Origin of the sequence: Nostoc sp. PA-18-2419 (assembly GCF_005869855.1) — a bacterium.
Classification (GTDB): domain Bacteria; phylum Cyanobacteriota; class Cyanobacteriia; order Cyanobacteriales; family Nostocaceae; genus Nostoc.
On sequence record NZ_SZNH01000018.1, the window covers coordinates 1 to 19524 of the forward strand.

Annotated in this window: 18 protein-coding genes and 1 pseudogene; 10 read left to right on the forward strand and 9 right to left on the reverse strand. The window is 38.7% G+C overall.

What is annotated here, in order from left to right:
* Positions 1-235, forward strand: a 235-nt coding sequence (locus FCR06_RS18665; RefSeq protein ID WP_138499596.1) for a transposase family protein, incomplete at its 5' end; no start/stop codon positions are given.
* A 178-nt stretch (positions 236-413) separates the two neighbouring features.
* Here FCR06_RS18665 and ftsH3 read toward each other — a convergent pair.
* The 4 genes from ftsH3 to FCR06_RS18685 all read right to left on the reverse strand — a co-directional run bounded on the left by ftsH3 (position 414) and on the right by FCR06_RS18685 (position 4488).
* Positions 414-2255, reverse strand: a complete 1842-nt coding sequence (gene ftsH3, locus FCR06_RS18670; protein ID WP_138502325.1) for an ATP-dependent zinc metalloprotease FtsH3 — start codon at positions 2253-2255, stop codon at positions 414-416.
* Between the two features lie 116 nt (positions 2256-2371).
* Complete coding sequence (locus FCR06_RS18675; RefSeq protein WP_189523486.1) at positions 2372-3166, reverse strand: aminotransferase class IV; 795 nt, start codon at positions 3164-3166, stop codon at positions 2372-2374.
* 11 nt (positions 3167-3177) lie between these two features.
* The gene (locus FCR06_RS18680; protein ID WP_138502327.1) at positions 3178-3543 is read right to left on the reverse strand and encodes a GNAT family N-acetyltransferase; all 366 of its coding nucleotides are present in this window, start codon (positions 3541-3543) and stop codon (positions 3178-3180) included.
* A gap of 159 nt (positions 3544-3702) precedes the next feature.
* Entirely contained in the window at positions 3703-4488 is a 786-nt protein-coding gene (locus FCR06_RS18685) for a hypothetical protein (RefSeq protein ID WP_138502329.1), read from the reverse strand.
* Between the two features lie 532 nt (positions 4489-5020).
* Between FCR06_RS18685 and FCR06_RS18690 the strand changes: the two genes are divergently transcribed.
* The 4 genes from FCR06_RS18690 (at position 5021) to FCR06_RS18705 (ending at position 8802) form a co-directional block, all read left to right on the forward strand.
* Positions 5021-5527, forward strand: a complete 507-nt coding sequence (locus FCR06_RS18690; RefSeq protein WP_138502331.1) for a hypothetical protein — start codon at positions 5021-5023, stop codon at positions 5525-5527.
* A gap of 102 nt (positions 5528-5629) precedes the next feature.
* Positions 5630-6478: a hypothetical protein gene (locus FCR06_RS18695; RefSeq protein WP_138502333.1), complete on the forward strand. Its 849-nt coding sequence runs from the start codon at positions 5630-5632 to the stop codon at positions 6476-6478.
* A complete protein-coding gene (locus tag FCR06_RS18700) occupies positions 6465-7421 on the forward strand; it encodes a hypothetical protein (protein ID WP_138502335.1) in 957 nt (318 codons plus the stop codon). The genes FCR06_RS18695 and FCR06_RS18700 overlap by 14 nt, the downstream gene beginning before the upstream one ends.
* Positions 7422-7770: 349 nt before the next feature.
* Complete coding sequence (locus FCR06_RS18705; protein ID WP_138502336.1) at positions 7771-8802, forward strand: serine hydrolase; 1032 nt, start codon at positions 7771-7773, stop codon at positions 8800-8802.
* Between the two features lie 15 nt (positions 8803-8817).
* Here the strand turns inward: FCR06_RS18705 and FCR06_RS34620 are convergent, their stop codons facing one another.
* Together FCR06_RS34620 and FCR06_RS18715 are read right to left on the reverse strand one after the other, a co-directional pair.
* Positions 8818-9027: a hypothetical protein gene (locus tag FCR06_RS34620; protein WP_317616830.1), complete on the reverse strand. Its 210-nt coding sequence runs from the start codon at positions 9025-9027 to the stop codon at positions 8818-8820.
* Between the two features lie 39 nt (positions 9028-9066).
* Positions 9067-9783 (reverse strand): response regulator transcription factor, encoded by a 717-nt coding sequence (locus FCR06_RS18715; RefSeq protein ID WP_138502338.1) that lies wholly within the window; start codon positions 9781-9783, stop codon positions 9067-9069.
* A gap of 40 nt (positions 9784-9823) precedes the next feature.
* Between FCR06_RS18715 and hisG the strand changes: the two genes are divergently transcribed.
* From hisG to FCR06_RS18740, 5 genes are all read left to right on the forward strand, one after another.
* Complete coding sequence (gene hisG, locus FCR06_RS18720) at positions 9824-10468, forward strand: ATP phosphoribosyltransferase (RefSeq protein ID WP_138502340.1); 645 nt, start codon at positions 9824-9826, stop codon at positions 10466-10468.
* Positions 10469-10765: 297 nt separating this feature from the next.
* Complete coding sequence (locus tag FCR06_RS18725; protein ID WP_138502342.1) at positions 10766-13531, forward strand: GAF domain-containing protein; 2766 nt, start codon at positions 10766-10768, stop codon at positions 13529-13531.
* A gap of 24 nt (positions 13532-13555) precedes the next feature.
* Positions 13556-13981 carry a response regulator gene (locus FCR06_RS18730; RefSeq protein WP_223280194.1) on the forward strand — a complete coding sequence of 142 codons (426 nt, stop codon included), beginning with the start codon at positions 13556-13558 and terminating at the stop codon, positions 13979-13981.
* 5 nt (positions 13982-13986) lie between these two features.
* Positions 13987-16263, forward strand: a complete 2277-nt coding sequence (locus tag FCR06_RS18735; protein WP_138502508.1) for a response regulator — start codon at positions 13987-13989, stop codon at positions 16261-16263.
* 207 nt (positions 16264-16470) lie between these two features.
* Positions 16471-17379: a hypothetical protein gene (locus FCR06_RS18740; protein ID WP_138502346.1), complete on the forward strand. Its 909-nt coding sequence runs from the start codon at positions 16471-16473 to the stop codon at positions 17377-17379.
* Positions 17380-17522: 143 nt separating this feature from the next.
* On the opposite strand, the gene FCR06_RS18745 is transcribed toward FCR06_RS18740, so the two are convergent.
* The 3 genes and pseudogenes from FCR06_RS18745 to psb34 all read right to left on the reverse strand — a co-directional run bounded on the left by FCR06_RS18745 (position 17523) and on the right by psb34 (position 19373).
* Entirely contained in the window at positions 17523-18302 is a 780-nt protein-coding gene (locus FCR06_RS18745; RefSeq protein ID WP_138502348.1) for a COP23 domain-containing protein, read from the reverse strand.
* A 136-nt stretch (positions 18303-18438) separates the two neighbouring features.
* A pseudogene (locus tag FCR06_RS33620) lies at positions 18439-18680 on the reverse strand (M48 family metalloprotease); the annotation flags it as partial.
* Between the two features lie 522 nt (positions 18681-19202).
* Positions 19203-19373 (reverse strand): photosystem II assembly protein Psb34, encoded by a 171-nt coding sequence (gene psb34, locus FCR06_RS18755; RefSeq protein ID WP_138502350.1) that lies wholly within the window; start codon positions 19371-19373, stop codon positions 19203-19205.
* Positions 19374-19524 lie beyond the last annotated feature (151 nt).

Below are 19524 nucleotides of genomic sequence, written 5' to 3' on the forward strand. Positions count from 1 at the left end.
GGTACATACAAATAGTCAGTTGCCTCACAAAAAACCTAGAGGAGGTAAGTTAACCAAAGAGCAAAAGCAATCTAACCGGACTTTAGCGAGTCGTCGAGTCCTGATTGAACATGTTAATCGGCAGTTAAAAGTTTTTCGGATTTTGAGTCAGCGCTACCGTAATCGCAGGAAACGTTTTGGATTGCGCTGTCATTTAATTGCTGGGCTTTATAACTACGAAATTCAAAAAGCCTAAATTCCTGTTGAATTTAACTCAATCCTCCACCATACCACAAAACTTTTTTGCAAGAGGTCTAATAAAAAAACGGAGCAACTCTGGAAAATACCAGAATCACCCCGAATTTTTTGATTTAGAGTAAGGAATTGTTCTTAAGTTCTAACTCCTAACTTCTAATTTCTAACTTGTGATTTAATTAAGCAAACGCAGCAGTTTTCACATCATTATTTGCGAGAATTTCTTGTAATTCTTCGGCATCTACTGTTTCTTTATCAACCAGCATTTGCGCTAATTGATCTAAAATCTTGCGGTTGCCCATTAACACTTCTTTAGCGCGGGTATAAGCTACATCTACAAGTTTGCGGACTTCTTCATCAATGGCAGCAGCGGTTTCTTCAGAAAAATCACGCTCTGACATGATATCTCGTCCCAGGAACATGTTACCTTGTTGACGACCGAGGGCGACTGGGCCAAGTTTATCGCTCATGCCAAATCGGGTAATCATTTGACGAGCAACACGGGCTACTTGTTGCAAGTCGTTGGAAGCACCGGTGGTAACTTCTTCTTCACCAAAGATTAATTCTTCAGCGAGGCGACCACCCAAAGCCACAGCCATCTGATTTTCCAGATAAGCGCGGCTGTACAAACCAGTGTCCATGCGGTCTTCACTGGGGGTAAACCAAGTTAAACCACCCGCACGACCACGAGGAATGATGCTAATTTTTTGTACTGGGTCATAGTCGGGCATTAAAGCACCAACTAAGGCGTGACCGGCTTCGTGATACGCCACCAAGGTTTTGCGCTTTTCGCTCATTACCCGGTCTTTCTTCTCTGGCCCAGCTAATACGCGGTCAATCGCATCGTTGATTTCATCCATCGAAATTTCAGTTAAATTCCGCCGTGCTGCCAAAATTGCGGCTTCATTCAACAAGTTGGATAAATCTGCACCGGTAAATCCAGGGGTGCGACGGGCGATTTTATCTAAGTCCACATCTTTCGCCAAGGTTTTGCCACGGGCATGTACCTTGAGGATTTCGCTGCGTCCAGAATAGTCGGGACGGTCTACTACAACTTGACGGTCAAAGCGACCCGGACGCAATAGTGCTGCATCTAGAACGTCGGGACGGTTAGTAGCAGCGATAATGATGATGCCAGTGTTACCTTCAAAGCCGTCCATTTCTGTGAGCAGCTGGTTGAGGGTTTGTTCGCGTTCATCGTTTCCACCACCTAAACCCGCACCTCGTTGACGACCTACGGCGTCAATTTCATCGATGAAGACGATACAAGGAGCATTGGATTTGGCTTGTTCAAATAAGTCGCGGACGCGGGATGCACCTACACCCACGAACATTTCCACGAATTCTGAACCGGAGATTGAGAAGAAAGGTACACCCGCCTCACCAGCTACCGCACGAGCTAGGAGGGTTTTACCTGTACCAGGAGGCCCAACTAACAGCACACCTTTAGGAATTTTTGCACCAACAGCGGTAAAGCGATCGGCGTTTTTGAGAAAGTCTACGACTTCGTTTAATTCCAATTTGGCTTGGTCAATACCAGCCACATCACCAAATGTCACCTGAGTTTGGGGTTCCATTTGTACTCTGGCTTTGGATTTGCCAAAGTTCATAGCTTGGCTACCGGGGCCACTTTGAGCGCGACGTAGCAAGAAGAATAAGCCAACCAAAAGCAATACAGGAAAAAATAAGCTGCTGAGTGCCTTAAACCAAAATCCTTCATCAGTTTGGGGCAAAACAGAAATATCAACGCCTTTTGATGTCAGAGTATTAATTAATTCTGGGTCGTTAACTAGGGTTACCACCCGTTTATTTTGGTCATATTTGGGTGTAACCAGTGCCCTAGAACGGTCTGCACTCAGACTGACTTTTTCTACTCTGCCTTGTTCAACTTCTTGAATAAACTTACTGTATCGCCATGTCTCTGTGCTTTGGGGTTGTTTGTCAAAAAATGCTGTCCCCAGGGCAATGACAACAATAAATAGCAGCGCGTACAGCCCTGCGTTTCTCCATCTTTTATTCACTAAGGTCTATCCTCCTGTATTTTTTGCGCCATCGCGTAGCGTCTGTGAACGGAGAGTCATTATTAAGAATTATGTTAACTTATTTTAAGATATAACAAAACGACATGACTGTGATGCTAGAAAAGCCCCCTTATCTGCTGAAAATTAGGATGGTGAGGATTATATTGTAGCGATCCTGTCGGTTGATAAACTGTATGAATGGGGATAATCTCTACCACACTATTAGTGTAGGCGATCGCTTCAAATCTTTCGACTAGCTCTTGACTCCAAGGTGCTTCCTGTATCGGCTGTTGCTGGTTTTGCAACTCGTTTACAAGTTGCGATCGCAATATTCCCGGCAAAATTCCAGCCTTTATTGGCGGCGTCCACCAACTATCATCACACCACCCCAAGAGGTTACCTGTAGTAGTTTCTAACCAATTTCCAATAGCATCCACTAATATTACTTCTTGAGCTTCTGAGCTAGTTTTTGCTAACCAAGCACTCAGGTAATTTCCAGTTTTATGAGAAGGAAGAGAACGAAAAAATTCTGAACTAGCAATGGCACATAGTACACCATTTTTTTGTTTTTCTGTCAAATCGGGTGGTAAAAATCTGCCAGTTATCCACTCTCGGCCATCAGGAAATAAGGTAATTCTGAGAACGGGAAAGTGTGGGAGGAGAACTTGGGCACCTTGGTGGACACGCTTCCAATCGGGTTGTTGCCAACCAAAAGATTGGATTGAGAAAAGTAGGCGATCGCAATGTGCTTGCCAATTGGTTAAATTATGATCTAAGGAGTTCTGATAAACTCGCAGCGTTGTAAAAACAGTCGCTCCATAAAGTAAGCCTGGATCGTTAATGTTTAATTCTAGAATTTGCGAATGAATTAAATTACCGTCATACCAAAAAATATCATTTTTCTCACTCATCTTACTTGTCACTACAACTCTATTGAAAAGTGATGACTTGTAATACTCATGCGCTGCATGAGATAAAATCTGTGAGCTGCAAATCGTTGAACACCAGAATCAAGACTCAAGTGTTCGCAGGAGTTATTTCTTGCATATTCAACTAACCACTGAAATAACTGTTGACCGTAGTTCTGTGACCGCTTCAATTCATCGACAACTAAATCATCAATATATAAAAATCTACCCAATGCTAAACTTGTGTTAATACGAAATCCAGCAATTGCGAGAGTTTGCTCCTCTATTTCCAAGAATAGAATTTTATATCCTTCTTTCATCTGATATCTAATTTGTTCTATAAATTCAGCCTGCTGAAGGTGAGGGCGCAACTGAGACATAACAGAAAAACACCCTAATATTTGAAAATCAGATTCTGCTAATTGTATCGACACCGCTATTGCCCTTAAAGATATTATGTATTTTCTTTATCAGCTACGATAGCTTCAGAATTTTACAATAGTTTATTTATTTTATAATAAATTTATATAAATAATAATTTAATCTTTTGGGGGAAATGCAATTTTATAATTTCCTTCAGGAGTTTTAATTATTTTTCCCCCCAAAGCTTCGATTTCACCAATCGCACGTTTGCGAGTTTTTCGATCAACTTGATTATTTAATACCATTGCCCATGTAGCAATTTGAGCATATTTACTATTAGGATTTCGACTGAGAAATTCAGCAGTTCTTTGAGAACTAGCAGCTACAAACTGACTTTCTTCATCTGAGAAATTTTTTGCCCAAATTGCCGCTGTTGCAAAAGATTGTTCGGCAGCTTGAGGATTACCTAAAAATAACAACTCATCAGTTCCTTTATAACGCCAAATGTAATAAGATTTTTCTGGAACCCTAGGAGATAGCGATTTTAAGCCTTTCTCTGACAATGCGATCGCCCGTTCTGGCATGGCAGCATATAATGAAGTACTAATCGAAAGACCTTGATAGGCTGCTAAAAATCGTGGGTCACGTTCTAGAATTACTTCAAAATATTCTGGACTTAAACTATAACCTGTTATATCCCTAACTTCATCATCTCCGAAGTATTGTAAAAAACTGAGATATACTAAATCTGCAACAAAATTGTCATAACTAAAACTAGGCATTTTCTTAAGAAAATTAAGATGAATATTTTCTTTTTTAATATCTTTATTTAGAGTTTCTAAGGAGGCAGTTTGTTTACTAATTRGCAGTTTTTGGAGTCGAGAAAATTGAAGTAAGCTAACTCCTAAGATACATACACAAGCTACTAAAGATGTAGCAAAAGTTTGACGAGATAACAACATATTTTTTTGTCCTTCTCAGGGCAATCACATTATTGTATACATAGTGGCATAGGAAAAGTCGGCTAACACCCGTGTGTCTACGCTTTGCTAGATAAAACAGAAAACACATTGACTAAAATAAATTATTTTAACTTTAGTTCTAATTTATACTAAAAATTTATTATTTATTCTGAGAATTATAAATTTCTTTATTTACAAGTATGAAGTAATTTATACAAATTGTAACAATAATACTTAAAAGCTAATTAAATAACTTTTTTAGAATTATGCCATTTAAGACAATGTGGCGAGCGCCTACTAAAATACTACATTTACTGCAACCTAGTGGCTCCAGAATCTCAAATGGTATTATTCTTTGTCTAAGAGAAAATTGGCTGAGGAAAATCATAACTTTACTTTTATTTATAAAAATTTCTTCAATAATTAAGTTGTTTTGACTTTAGTTACTTTTATTAAGTAAAAGGCTTAAAAGTTTTGACATCAACTAAAATTGTATTTTGTTTGGATATAAATTTATAAGTTTTGAAATATTATGGTGAATACTAATCTTAACGAAAACACACAAACTAATGGTCAATCTAGCGAAAATGGGGAAAATAATAGTCAACTTAGTAAGCCAAGTAGTGAATTTAAAAGAAAAGTTCAGAAACTAAATACTAAAGGAGAAGGATTCAATATTGATGACGTTATTGATGCTATTAAAACAGCAATAGTTGAAGTTGTGGAGTTAGAAATTACCACTTGGGTTCCAGAGTCTTCTAATCAGCTTGAAGAAATAAAATCTCAACAAACTGCTCAACCAGGTAATCGAATGTATACCGTAATTAATTTAATAGATGGTGATATAAACAATGAAGTTGGTAGTCAATTTATTGGTAGTGGTGCATATACAGAACTTCGTGAGTTTCATCTAACTCAAATAAAAGAAAGTCGGGAAATTATGCAAAAAAATATAGAAAATTTGCATAAATTGTATGATTTTTTCGTAGAAATCATTAAATCTCGTAAAACTTCACAACAATCATTACCACGTATATAGTGACCGTTATTTATTAATAGTTACACTAAAATGCTTAGAGCATAGGAACCTATTCAAACCTATAGATTAACTTGCTTTAGATAAATCAAGTAAATTATTACTATGTCTAACAATATTCAAAAACAAGCCAGAGATTTGCTAGAGAAGCTAGTCTCATCTGTATATGCATTAGTCGATGATATTACAGCTTTAGAAGTAAATACGATGGTTGTTGACCAAATTACTGGTGCGAAATTTAATGCTTGGCAAGCATATCAAGAGATTTATTCAATCAATGATAAAGATTACTTTGATGTCAAAGGAATTCCAAGTCCAGAAAATTTAAATTTAACAGAACTAGAAAGAACTCAAGCTCAAGAGCTACGCAAGCGTTATAAAAGTCTATTTTTACAACTTGAAAGAGAATATTTTTACATTCTTCTCGAACAAAGTACTGAGAGTAGTGAGCCAGACCCCAGAATAGTACAATATCAGGATCGTCTTAGATATGAGGTTGAATATAAAGGAAAAATAATTGAAACTGATGATGCTTATATAAAACTAGCTCGACCAATATTACCTGCTCCAACTCCTGTTCCAGATATAGAAGATAATAATAGCCAAAAAAATTTGCGACAAAGATGGCAAGAAATTGAAGACCTTTTAAATAATAATAAATTTATTCGTACTCTGCGGAAAATGTCTGAACTTAAAGCTGCACTTGATGGTGGTCAAATTACGAGTGTAGATATTGATATTATTTATGCTCAAACTGTTATGCAGTTAGATGGAGATATTATCAGTCGTTATCATAAAAAACTATTTCAATTACCTGATGGCGATCGAGATTTAATCCTAAAAATACATAATGAAGGGGTAGTTGCTGGAGAAAAACAGTGGCGGGGAACATTAGATTTTTTAATTGGTATTGTACAAGGTATTGCAAAATTATCCCGAAATGAACGCTTATAAAATACACAAAGATAATCAAGATGATATTCAACTATTTTTCTTTGTACAAATCCCTCAAAGCACTCCTATCAAACTTGAGATTAAGGTTGAGCCAGGATACTACACTTTTTATTTAAATAAAGCAGTTTTAAAACAAATTGAACAAGCGCCCAAAATAGGCTCCTCTCTATATATTCCACCAAAATTACTAGCTTATCTTTGGTACTACAACTGCTTTAGTAATAACATTTTTTTCACCAAAAATACTGAGCGATCTAAAAAATTAATCAATAGCCCAAAAAGCTTCAAAATTTTTAACAATAGTTTTATAGTAACTTTTCTTCAATTACTATGGATTAAATCATTAAAAAATAAGTCGACGTTACAAGATGGACTTATTTTTAATCTCTCTTATACAGAAAATACATCAGTTTTAGATTTTTCGCAAGAAGAAGATACTGTTTTACAAAGTAATGTTTGCTTTTCTGGTGAGATAATTCACAAAATTAGAAATGATTTTATTCAAAATCCTGAGTGTTTAAATATTGTTTATATACATTATTGGCTTATTGAACAAATACTGAGTTATCTCAAGACTAAATTAAATCTATTAGCTTGGGAATTAGCTTTACTATTTCCTGTAGGGTTTTTAGCTTGGAAATTACCTTTATTACAATCACTTCCATCTGCATTATCAATATTTGCTAGTCTAGGAATATATTTTATCTTTGCTATTATTCGCTATTGGCTTGTTAATCAATTTCCCAGATGGACTTATATCAACTCTCAGTATCGAAATTGGCTGGCCTGGGGAATAACTTGTCTGACTCCTATTATTTTTATTCATCCCACTGATTTCTTGTTTTTACTATTTTTCTCACTAATTGGGCCCCTATTCCAATGGATTTTTAGTTTTATACTTAGGCAAGTTGGGAAAGGTTTTTTACGTTGGTTACTAGCTTGACAATCAGACACAGAGTACTGAAAAACAGATTTTTCTGTGAAACACTGTTTTTTAAAAAAGATTAGAGGTATAAGTTCTTAATATTAAAATTTGCTGTATTACCGTTATTCTCAATCTTTTTCTAGTAAATATTAACTTTTACACTTATTTTTATTTAATGTTATTTAAATAACACTGAATTTAATCAAAAAAATTATCATTTTATTTTAAAAATAGAATTATTTTTATGACTTTATTTATAAATATTGACATTATATATTTTATTGATTATTATTTTCGATGTCCTGATTTGATTTACCTGACTGGGAAATTTCTGTAAGGTAATCTTATAATAATTATACAATCAAACATGAAATTACGCTGGTTTTTACTTAGCCTCATCAGTATTATTCTGTTTTCCTCACCAGTAAAAGCAAATTCTAATAGTAATAAAATTAACTCTTATAATAACTGGAGTCCAAACCAATCAAATCTACAATTACCACCACTTCAATTTATTCCCCCAGTTCCCAGTAATATTGTTAACCCAACAAATTTTCCTAATTATACTGGTGTAGTTCTTTTAGGACGCGAGATATCAGAACTAAAAATCCCAATTAATAAATTAATTACTCGCTACAAATTTCTGACTCCTGGTATCTTTTTTATGGATTTGGAAACAGGAGATTATATAAGTATTAACGGAAATAAAGCTTTCCCAGCCGCTAGTACAATTAAGTATCCAATTTTGATTGCTTTATTTCAGGAAGTAGATGCAGGAAGAATCAAACTTAATGAAACTTTAGTAATGCAGCGTAGATACGTTGTTGGTGGTTCTGGAAATATGCAATATCAGCGTGTAGGGAGCAAGTTTAGTGTTTTGAAAACTGCAACCATGATGATGACTATTAGTGATAATACAGCAACAAATATGATTATTGCTCGTTTGGGCGGAATTGCTAAATTAAATCAACGGTTTCGCAGTTGGGGATTACAAAGTACTGCTCTTCAGCGGATGTTAGGGGACTTCAATGGAACCAATAAAACTAGTGCAAAAGATTTAGTCAGACTCTCAGCTTTAATGGTAAATAATCAGCTACTTTCCGCTCAAAGTAAGTCTCAAGTCATAGGTATTATGTATGGTTGTCATAATCGAAGATTGCTACCATCTGGTTTAGGTTATGGTGCAAAGATAGCTCACAAAACAGGAACTTTGCGTTTTGTATTGGGTGACGCAGGTATTATTGAAACGCCTTCAGGTAAGCGTTACTATGCAGGAATTTTTGTGAGAAGACCAAATAATGACGATAGAGCCAGAGATTTTATTCGTCAAGTTTCTCAAGTAGTGTACGGGTACTTTGAACAACCCAAAGTCAGCCGTACACCAGCTGAGAATTTTTGATAAAATTATCAATACTTACGCACCTTGTTCAAATTCGTCAATAGCTTGAATTTCCTCTGAAATCTTGGCGCATAGTTTAGTTAGTAACGCTTCATACATTTGCCAGCTTACTCCATTAGTGACAAATTTTTCCTCTGGGTCGTCAATATTTGCAAGTTCTGAGTCGTCTAAGAGTTCTTTGAGGCTGGTGACGATTGTTTTCTCTTGCTTAGTACAACAAGGCAAAACTAAAAGTAAAATTCAACTCCTTAATTAATTTCTTGGCTAAACAGACTCTATTGAAGAAGCGCCAAAACGATAACCTTTGCCGTAAACTGTGTGAATCAGCGTAATTTCTTTACCTACTTCAATCTTACGCCGCAGCAAGCGAATTAATGCCGCAATGGCGTTGCTACTGGGTTGTTCTTCCTCTATCCACAAAGTTTGCATAATCTGGGCATGAGTCAGCAGTTGTCCAGTATGTTCCATAAAGTATTGCAACAGCTGGCTTTCTTTTTGCGAAAGTTCAATTATCCGTCCTTGGCGATAGGCTACTTGATTTTCACAATCAAGTTCTAAATCGGCTACACTCAGGCGCCCAATGCTATTTTCATATGCTTGGGAACCGGAACGACGCAACAAAGCCCGGACTCTGGCTAGTAACTCTCGCAGTTCAAAAGGTTTCACCAAATAATCGTCTGCACCAGCATCTAAACCTTCTACACGGTCATCTAAAGTATCTTTAGCCGTGAGAAATAGTACAGGAGTAGTTTTGCCTTGGCGTCGCAATTCCTGACAAATTTCTAACCCTGTTTTTCCTGGTAGCATCCAATCTAGGATTAGTAGGTCATAACTACCTACTCTTGCCCGATCGCTACCGCTTGTACCATCATAAGCGGCATCTACAGTATAACCCTCACGAGTTAATAAGCGACTCAAGGGTTGAGTTAGTTCAACTTGATCGTCAACTAATAAAATTCTCGTGCTGCTTGTGGTAAGCATATAGAGATATTCTCAATATTATTGAACTGTTAAGAAAAAAATGCTGACTGTTGCATTGCCCAAAGGGGAACTACTTAAAAATAGCATCCGGTTGCTACAAGCTGTTGGGTTAGATTTTAGTGCTTTTTTAGATTCAGGAAATCGCCAACTTCAAATTTCTGACGCTAAGGGACTTGCAAAAGGACTATTGGTGCGGGCGCAGGATGTACCTGTTTATGTAGAATACGGTCAGGCACAACTGGGGATTGTTGGTTACGATGTGCTACGCGAAAAACAGCCGCAAGTTGCCCACTTGGTGGATTTACAGTTTGGACATTGTCGGATGTCGGTGGCGGTAAAAGCATTGAGTTCTTATCGATCGCCGCTACATTTACCACCGCATGGTAGAGTTGCTTCTAAATATGTCAATTGCGCTCGTGAATATTTCCACAGTCTGGATTTACCTGTGGAAATAGTGCCGTTGTATGGTTCAGTGGAATTAGGACCAATTACTGGCATGTCAGAAGCGATCGTGGATTTGGTTTCCACAGGGCGAACTTTGCGCGAAAATGGTTTGATTGAAATTGCTACTCTTTATGAAAGCACGGCGCGGTTGATTGCCCATCCTCTGAGTTACCGCCTGAACACAGGTAATTTGAGTGATCTAATTGCCAAGCTGCGGTCAACCGTTTTGCTAGGGGTTTAACAGTAGCCCTTTTCAGGTAAGCATAGGTACTATCAGCCTTTTTACGGCATTTCAGGTATCGGTTGGAATTGAACAAAGAATTCATCTATTAAACTCCAAATCTTCGGATTGTAAATTAAGCGATGCCTGAGCCAAAATATCAAAATTAGGTTCAAATATCATTGATGAAATAGTACAAACGTTCACCTTAAAAGAGAGGTGAGGAAATTATTAACAAATTGTTAAAAAATGTTAAGCTAGTCTAGAGATAGTCACTTTGCTAACTGAATATTACATTTAGATTTCTAATCAAAATTAATGAAAGCAGGGCACATTGATACAGAAGTGGCGAGGCTAGAAGCCCTCCGCCAGTATCAAATTCTTGACACCGAACCCGAACAAGCTTACGACAATCTTGCTCAGTTAGCGGCATTTATTTGTGGCACTCCTATCTCCTTGGTAAATTTCATTGATCAAAACCGTCAATGGTTTAAGGCAAAAGTAGGTATAAACGTATCAGAAATGCCCCGGAGTGTTGGGTTATCTTACCTTTGCCAAGAGCAGCGTAACGTTGTTGTGGTTTCAGATACCCTAGCTAATGAAGAATTGGCGAAGAATGCAGTAGTAATTGGCTACCCCTATGTCCGGTTTTATGCAGGTGTACCTTTAATTACTCCCAAAGGAGATATGCTGGGAACTTTGTGCGTAATTGACCAAGTTCCCAAAGAATTGAGCCAAAAACAAATCGAGGCGCTTGTGGCTCTGAGTCGCCTAGTGATTGATCAATTGGAACTGAGGCGTCATGTGAGTGAGGTATCTCAAATTACTGAGAAACTAGTGGTGCAGGAGCAAACAGCACGCGCCGAGTCGGAAGCAGCTAGAACCCGCATCACTAATATTTTTGAAAGTGTTACTGATGCCTTTTTGGCCTTAGATCAAAAATGGCGATTTACCTACATTAATGGGCAAGCAGAACAGCTATTACAAAAAACTCAAAATCAGCTTTTGGGTAAAAATATTTGGCAAGTTTTTCCGAGAATTATTGGCACARCATTTGAAAAGCAGTATCGCAAAGCTGTCTTAGAACAGGTGAGTGTAGAATTTGAGGAGTTTTATTTGCCCCTCAAGCGCTGGTTTCAAGTCCATGCTTATCCAGGAAAAGACGGCTTATCTGTTTATTTTCAAGACATTACTGAACGACGGCGAACAGCAGAAGCACTTCAAGGAAGTGAAGAACGTTGGCAATTAGCATTACAGGGTAACAATGATGGTATTTGGGACTGGAACATCAAAACTAACGAAGTGTTCTTCTCAACTCAGTGGAAGGAAATGCTGGGGTATGAAGACCACGAAGTTTCCAATTGCTGGGATGAATGGACAAAACTAATCCATCCTGATGAGCGAGATTTGGTACTTCAGACCTTTGAGAACCACTTTGCCCAGAAAACACCATTTTATGTCTGTGAGTATCGAGTCCAATGCCAAGACGGCAACTATAAATGGATTCTGGATCGAGGACAGGCACTTTGGGACGCATTAGGTAATGTAGTGCGAATGGTTGGTTCTTATACTGATATCACAGATCGCAAGCGAACAGAAGAGGAATTAAAGCGACAGAGTCGACGATCGCAATTATTTTCGGAAATTACTCTTAAAATTCGAGAATCTTTACAAATAGACGAAATTCTTCAAACTACTGTTACTGAAGTCCAAAAACTCCTACAAGCTGACCGAGTTTTAATTTTTCAACTATCGGCTGAGGGTTCGGGAACAGTTGTACAAGAAGCTGTACTACCTGGTTGGCCTGTAATTTTAGGTAAAAATATTATCGACCCTTGCTTTAAAGCAGAATACTTAGAAAGATATCGCCAGGGCAGAGTCAGTGCAATTGAAGACATTAAAACGGCTTATATTCGACCTTGCCATCGAGAATTTCTGGAACAGTTTGCTGTCAGAGCTAACCTCGTAGTCCCAATTCTTGTCAGAGATAACATTTGGGGCTTATTGTTGGCTCACCAATGCGCTGGGCCTCGCAAGTGGAATAACTTTGAGACAGAGTTCTTACAGCAACTAGGTAACCAAATTGGCTTTGCTTTATCTCAGGGGCAACTATTAGAACAACAAATTCGCCAAAGTGAAGAACTCGCCCGTTCCAATGCGGAATTAGAACAATTTGCCTACGTAGCTTCCCATGACTTGCAAGAGCCATTGCGGATGGTAACCAGTTATTTACAATTGCTGGAGCGAAGATACAAAAATCAACTCGATATTAATGCCGATGAATTTATCAACTATGCAGTAGATGGGGCACGGCGGATGCAGACACTAATCAATGATTTGTTGAACTACTCCCGCGTCAGCACCCGTGGACAGCCTTTTACCCGAGTTGATTGTAATGCTGTTTTAAAACAGGCGATCGCAAATCTCCAACTGGCGATCGCAGATAGTAAAGCAAATGTCACTTATGATACTTTGCCTGAAGTGATGGCTGATGCTACCCAATTAACACAAGTATTTCAAAATCTCATCAGTAACGCTATCAAATTTTGTCAAAAGCAGCACCCACAAATTCACATCGGAGTCGGAAGTAGGGAGTGGAAAATACAGGGAACAAGGGAAGCAGAGAAAGAAAATACTAGTTCATCTCCCCATCGCCCCTTATCCCCAGAGGGGGCCCCCACCTTCCCCATTGTCCCTAATCCCCAATCGGCTTCTGTGGGAGACGCTACGCGTAGCTTGCTTCCACGTTCGCGTAGCGTCCCGCAGGGAAGTGGTACGCCCCAGTTCTCTACGAGAGGCTGCGCCAACGCTAACGTCGGGGCCCCATCTCCCAATCTCTCCACCCACCCCAACGAATATATCTTCTGGGTGCGCGATAATGGTATTGGTTTAGAACCCCAGTATGCTGAACGTATTTTTATTATTTTTCAGCGCTTGCATGGTAGAGATAAGTATGCGGGTACTGGTATTGGTCTAGCAATTTGTAAGAAAATTATAGAACGCCACAACGGGCGGATCTGGGTTGAATCGAAATCGGGTCAAGGCTCGACTTTCTACTTCACAATTCCAGATAGAAGCTCTTAAGCAATCATCAACATGCAAGCGATTATGCCTATTGAGGTTTTGTTAGTAGAGGATAATCCTGGTGATGCTCAACTTACACGCATTGCCCTCGAAGATAGCAAAATCTCGATTCACCTGAACGTCGTAGAAGATGGTGTCGAGGCAATGGCATTCTTGCGAAAACAGGAAAAATATGTTAGAGCAGCTCATCCAGATATTGTGCTGCTCGATTTGAATCTCCCTAAAAAAGACGGGCGAGAAGTATTGGCAGAAATTAAAGCAGATGAAAACCTCAAACGAATTCCTGTAGTCGTCTTGACGACTTCCCAAGCCGAAGAAGACATCCTCAAAGCTTATAATCTATCAGCAAACTGTTACATAACTAAGCCAGTAGATTTCGATCAATTCGTTAAAATTGTAAAATCAATCGAAAATTTTTGGTTTGCGATCGTAAAACTGCCACCGGAGTAATGGCAATGGCAGGTGAAAATATAAAAGTCTTATTAGTAGAAGACAATCCTGGTGATGTATTTTTATTACAGGAGTTTTTAAAGGAAGTTAAGACAGTTCTAGTTGAGTTAATGCCCGTTGAGCGGCTTGAGAAAGCACTCAACCACTTAGCAAATGAAATTTTTGATGTCATTCTGTTAGACCTTTCGCTACCAGATAGCCAAGGACTGGAAACTTTTGTTACTGCTCACCAACAGGCAAAAGCAACTCCAATTATTGTGCTGACAGGTATAAACGACGAAACCCTGGCAACTAGGGCAATGCAGGAAGGAGCGCAGGATTATTTAGTCAAAGGGCAAGTAACTGGTGATTTGCTGGTACGTTCGATGCGTTATGCAATTGAACGTCAACGAGCAGACAACGCACTGCGACAGAGTGAAGAGCGATTTCGCGTAGCCTTGAAGAACTCTCCCATTTTTGTCTACAACCAAGACCGGGAGTTACGGTACACTTGGGTTTATAATCCTTCCTATGGATTGACGGTTGAGCAAATATTGGGCAAAAAAGACTTAGATATCATCTGTACCGAAGATGCTCAACATCTGACCGCAATCAAACTTGGGGTACTAAGCAGTGGCATAGGAACACGAGAAGAAATATCAATTACAACTAAACAAACAACTCGATATTACGATTTGACAGTTGAGCCATTGCGGAATGAATCCCAAGAAGTTGTTGGGGTGACTTGCGCCAGTATCGATATTAGCGAACGGCAAGCTGCTTTGCGGGAACACAAATTAGCCCAAGAAAAAATTAAAGAACAAGCAGCATTACTTGATGTCACCACAGATGCTATTTGCGTACGAGATTTAAATAATCAAATTATCTTCTGGAACAAAGGCGCAGAAACACTTTACGGTTGGCAAGCTACAGAGGTTAGGGGAAAAAGTGTGACTGAGCTTTTGTTTGACGAGCCTTCACCAGAAATCGAAGCGGCTGTTTTAGAAGTTATTAGTAAAGGTAAGTGGCAGGGTGAGTTAACTAAAATTACCAAAACTGGCAAAGAAGTCCTCGTCGCCAGTCGTTGGAGTTTAGTATGTGATGAAGAAGCAAAGCCCAAATCAATTCTGAGTGTTGACACAGATATTACCGACAAAAAACATTTAGAAGCCCAATTGTTTCGGGCTCAACGTTTAGAAAGTATCGGCACCTTAGCCAGTGGCATTGCTCACGACCTCAACAATATTCTGACGCCGATTTTGGCAGGAGCGCAACTATTACCACTCAAATTTCCCGATGCAGATGAGCGGACTCACCATCTACTAGAAATTTTAGAAATTAACGCTAAACGCGGAGCCGATTTAGTCAAGCAGGTGCTATCCTTTGCGCGGGGTGTGGAGGGAAAACGCATTACTTTGCAACTCAAGCATTTAATTATGGAAGTTGCCAAGATTCTCAAAGAGACATTTCCCAAATCTATAGAAATTAGTACTGATATACCTCAGGATTTGTGGATGGTTTCCGGAGATAGTACCCAACTCCATCAAGTACTAATGAACCTCTGTGTTAATGCTCGTGATGCTATGCCTAATGGCGGTAGTTTGACAATCTCTGGACAAAATCTGTTTATTGACGAAAATTATGCCCGGATGAACCTAGAAGCCAAGGTTGGAGCTTACACAGTGATTACAGTCTCTGATACTGGAGTTGGGATTCCTGGGGAAATCTTAGATAGAATTTTTGAGCCATTTTATACTACAAAAGATGTCGGACAGGGCACAGGTTTAGGACTTTCCACCGTACTAGGAATCATTAAAACCCACGGAGGTTTTATTAACGTGTACAGCGAACCTGGAAGTGGCACTAGCTTTAAAGTTTACTTACCAGCTGTAGGGGGAATGGAAACATTCACCCCAGAAGATTCGATCCCACAGACAGGACATGGCGAATTGATTTTGGTTGTCGATGATGAAGTAGCGATTCAGGAGGTTACTAAATCATCATTGGAGACTTATAACTATAAGACCTTAGTTGCAAGTGATGGTATTGAAGCGATCGCACTATACGCTAAAAATGCCGATAAAATTAATGCTGTATTAATCGATATTATGCTGCCTTCGCTCGATGGTTTAACTGCCATCCGTACCTTGAAAAAAATCAACCCGCAAGTCAAAATTATTGCCACCAGTGGATTGATGTCCAAGCGGAAGCTAAGTACGGTCACTGGCATTGGCGTGAATACATTCTTGTCCAAACCATATACTATCAAAGAATTATTGCTTTGTTTGCAAAAAGTACTTTGATTATCACAAGACTACTTCGCCCAAATCTGGCGTCGGCAAGCTTACCGTAAACATTCCTGAGATTTGATATCATTGAGCATTGACTGACACACTCTGCTTACGGAGAGTGACGAGTTTTTGAGATTTTAAATTTGAGGTTAAAATTTAATTCCAAATCAAAAATTTAAAATCCAAAATTGAATTGCTTCCCGTCCAATTCCTTTTACTATGCCTCAATTTTTCAAGTTAATCATAAATATAATAGTCTTAGTCGCGTTGTTAATGATATCTCTCCAAGTTTGGGCGCAAGAATGGCGTCCAGTTCGTGGTGGTATTACTTTTGGCATCAGTGGTATGGCTTTGATAAAGCAGCAAAGCAATTCTTTAGATTTTTTGATTGTTCATGATAATAAAAAACCCGATCAAAGCAGATTATCAATTATTAGTATTAATGGAAAAAATCAACCTGAATATTTTTCTTTAAACTGGCCAATTAAAATAGAGTTACCTATTGATTTAGAGTCAATAACATCTGTTCCTCAATCAAATTCTGATTTTATTGCTTTAAGCAGTAGAGGAAAAGCTTATTATTTGAGATTAGATATTACCAAAAAAAATATTAATATTATTAAAGAATTTGAATTACCATCAATTACGCTAAAAAGTAATTTAGAAGCATTTGGTTTACAATATATAGATGGTAAATTAGTAGCTATTTGGGCCGATCGCGGAGAAAGAGAAACAGCAGCAACTATTTATTTTGGAGAATATAATCCCCAGACTTATGAAATTAAGCTTTCAGGTTATGGTAACTTTAAAGTACCATTTCCTTCCGGAAATGTTCGACATATTTCTGATTTAAAAGTAGACTCGTTGGGAATTGTTTACATCACAGCAGCAAGCGATGCCGGAGATGACGGGCCATTTCAATCAGCTGTATATGTTGCTGGTTACTTGGGATTGTGTAGTAATTATATAACTTGGCGATCGCATCCTCAACTTGTTCCCCTTTACCGCTCTTACTACCACAAAATTGAAGCAATAGAACTTATTCCTGGTGCAGAAGGCGGTATAATTGTGGGTACAGATGACGAAAATCTTGGTTCCTATATCTACATTGTGGGTGGAAGTAGCTGAATGTGACAGCGCTTTTCAAATAATTCAACTACACCACTCCCCATTCCCATTCCTCAATCACCAAATAATGACTAATTCGTAATTAATGGTGAAAACCTGTTAATTGACTAGAGTGAGACTCAATTGCCACTGCTACCTATTAATTAGCGAAAATTATTAGGATTTAGGCGAACAGAACTTGGTTGAGACTGACGCCGAATTGCGACTCCATTGCGGAGGTTTCTAGCAGTACCACCATCTTTGGCATCGAGGAAAGGCTTAAGATTAATATCGCCTCTAGATGAATTAACTCGATTATTGCCACCGCCTAGAAGTGTACGTCCTAAATTATATAAGCTGTTTCCTGTTGTGCGATCGCCATAAGTGTTAACGGCTATGGTTTGCTGTCCACTGTCAGCAGTAGTCAAGTTTTGGAAAATACTGTTGCGGATAGTATAAGGATCTTTGCCAGGCGGTACTGTCAACACAATTCTACAGCTGGGATTAGCTTGAGTTGTAACGCAGACAATATTTTCATTATTTTCTACAGATGTCTGGAGTTCTTGTAGACCATCTGGGCGATACTGTTCCAAGCGGTTGGCAATTGCTACACAACGCCTTTGTGCATCCCAACCACCGCCCAAAGTCGCAGGTGTCGCCCAAGGAAAGTATTGTCCTGGCTGACTTTGTGGCTGATACATCACCGTGTACTGACCATTGTAAGTCTGACAGGTAAAGCGAGTTGTACTGTCAGCTGAAGGTGAAGGTGGTATGTTTGTTGATGTGTCGATTGGTATTGGTGATGATGTACCATCTGATGGCACTGTTGGTACTACTACACCATTGTCAGTAGAGTCATATTGCGCCATTGCGGCGGAATTGCCCAGACACAAAGATAAGCCAAGACTGCCCAAAGATATTAATCGTAGCAGTTTTGAAGACATAACCATCCTCCACTAAAAATCGGTAGGGAATTGATAGTTTTAAAGACGAATAATTTCGTTTTTTGATTCATTAAAAACGCTATTTTTTTTCTTCTTTGGCTTTTTTATCTGCAAGTAGCTTTTTCACTCGTGCTTAAATTTCTCTATGATGCCCGACTCCTTCGTCGGCGTAACGGTTGTAGTTACTACGGGTAATCAGGTTTTCTAAATCACTAACTCGCTCGCTACCACCTGGGTGCGAAGACAACCAGCTTGGAAGAGTATTTTTTGCTGTTTTTCTAATGTCACCATTAAGTTACGCAAGCCATCAGCAATGTAGTCAATAGCAACAATTAACCGTGTGCCAAGTGTATCTGCTTGACGTTCCATGTCGCGGCTTTGCTATCCCCGCTTCTGATTCTCGCCAATAGACCTGACCTCCTGGGGATAGTTGCGTAGGGTCAACTATGGCTGGTTTACGTTCTTCAGGTGTGCTAGTTTTGGCAAAAGGTTTTTTAGCTGGCGATAAATTTTTTCTACCTCTGGGATTTGTTCAGCTAAATAAAGTCTATCTGCTTCAATAAATTTTAACTGACGGGTAATTTCTTCAAGACTGAGTGTAGGTTCGCGTCAAGATAATCAAAATTGATGTTCCAACTGACAGCAATACCCAGTTACAAGTTAGCAGTAGAGACTTCCAGGTTCGTTTCATGCTGGGTAACATCTATGCAAAAGGCTGTTTTTTAAATCTTACGAGGAATTAGCAATTACGTATATGCAGCGATCGCTGCTATTTTACAACCCAAGATACTACTGCGCTTGGGGATGCGTAGAACAGAAAAAACCCCGGCTAATTTAGCCGAGGTAAAGTCGAGAAGTGAGGATGACGATGAGATACAGCGATACAGAAATTAAAAAATCTTAGCTAACGCTAAAACCAACTAAAACTAAAGTAGTGATGATTAAAGTTGCAAAAACACTTTGTATTAAGTATCTACGCTGTTCCCAAATTGCTGGGTACTCAGCATAGTACATCTTGGGTTCAGCTGCATAGTTATTGAGAATGCCTTCTTCATTTACGGTGGTATACATTATTTTTTTCTCTCTTAGTTGTTTGTTAACTTATGTAAATAAATTTAACAATATTGTTACGAATTGTCAAGTCAGGTTGACAAAATAAGATTTATAACCTTAATAAAAATTACTTATAGCCGTAGTCACACTCTCTAGGACATAATGACAG

Bases quoted from the DNA above. Each gene is read 5' to 3' on its own strand.
- FCR06_RS18680 (WP_138502327.1), bottom strand. From the start codon at position 3,543: ATGTCTCAGTTGCGCCCTCACCTTCAGCAGGCTGAATTTATAGAACAA.
- FCR06_RS18700 (WP_138502335.1), top strand. From the start codon at position 6,465: ATGAACGCTTATAAAATACACAAAGATAATCAAGATGATATTCAACTA.
- FCR06_RS18745 (WP_138502348.1), bottom strand. From the start codon at position 18,302: ATGTCTTCAAAACTGCTACGATTAATATCTTTGGGCAGTCTTGGCTTA.
- psb34 (WP_138502350.1), bottom strand. From the start codon at position 19,373: ATGTATACCACCGTAAATGAAGAAGGCATTCTCAATAACTATGCAGCT.
- FCR06_RS18695 (WP_138502333.1), top strand. From the start codon at position 5,630: ATGTCTAACAATATTCAAAAACAAGCCAGAGATTTGCTAGAGAAGCTA.
- FCR06_RS18705 (WP_138502336.1), top strand. From the start codon at position 7,771: ATGAAATTACGCTGGTTTTTACTTAGCCTCATCAGTATTATTCTGTTT.
- FCR06_RS18715 (WP_138502338.1), bottom strand. From the start codon at position 9,783: ATGCTTACCACAAGCAGCACGAGAATTTTATTAGTTGACGATCAAGTT.
- FCR06_RS18730 (WP_223280194.1), top strand. From the start codon at position 13,556: ATGCCTATTGAGGTTTTGTTAGTAGAGGATAATCCTGGTGATGCTCAA.
- hisG (WP_138502340.1), top strand. From the start codon at position 9,824: ATGCTGACTGTTGCATTGCCCAAAGGGGAACTACTTAAAAATAGCATC.
- FCR06_RS18740 (WP_138502346.1), top strand. From the start codon at position 16,471: ATGCCTCAATTTTTCAAGTTAATCATAAATATAATAGTCTTAGTCGCG.
- FCR06_RS18735 (WP_138502508.1), top strand. From the start codon at position 13,987: ATGGCAGGTGAAAATATAAAAGTCTTATTAGTAGAAGACAATCCTGGT.
- FCR06_RS18690 (WP_138502331.1), top strand. From the start codon at position 5,021: ATGGTGAATACTAATCTTAACGAAAACACACAAACTAATGGTCAATCT.
- FCR06_RS18675 (WP_189523486.1), bottom strand. From the start codon at position 3,166: ATGAGTGAGAAAAATGATATTTTTTGGTATGACGGTAATTTAATTCAT.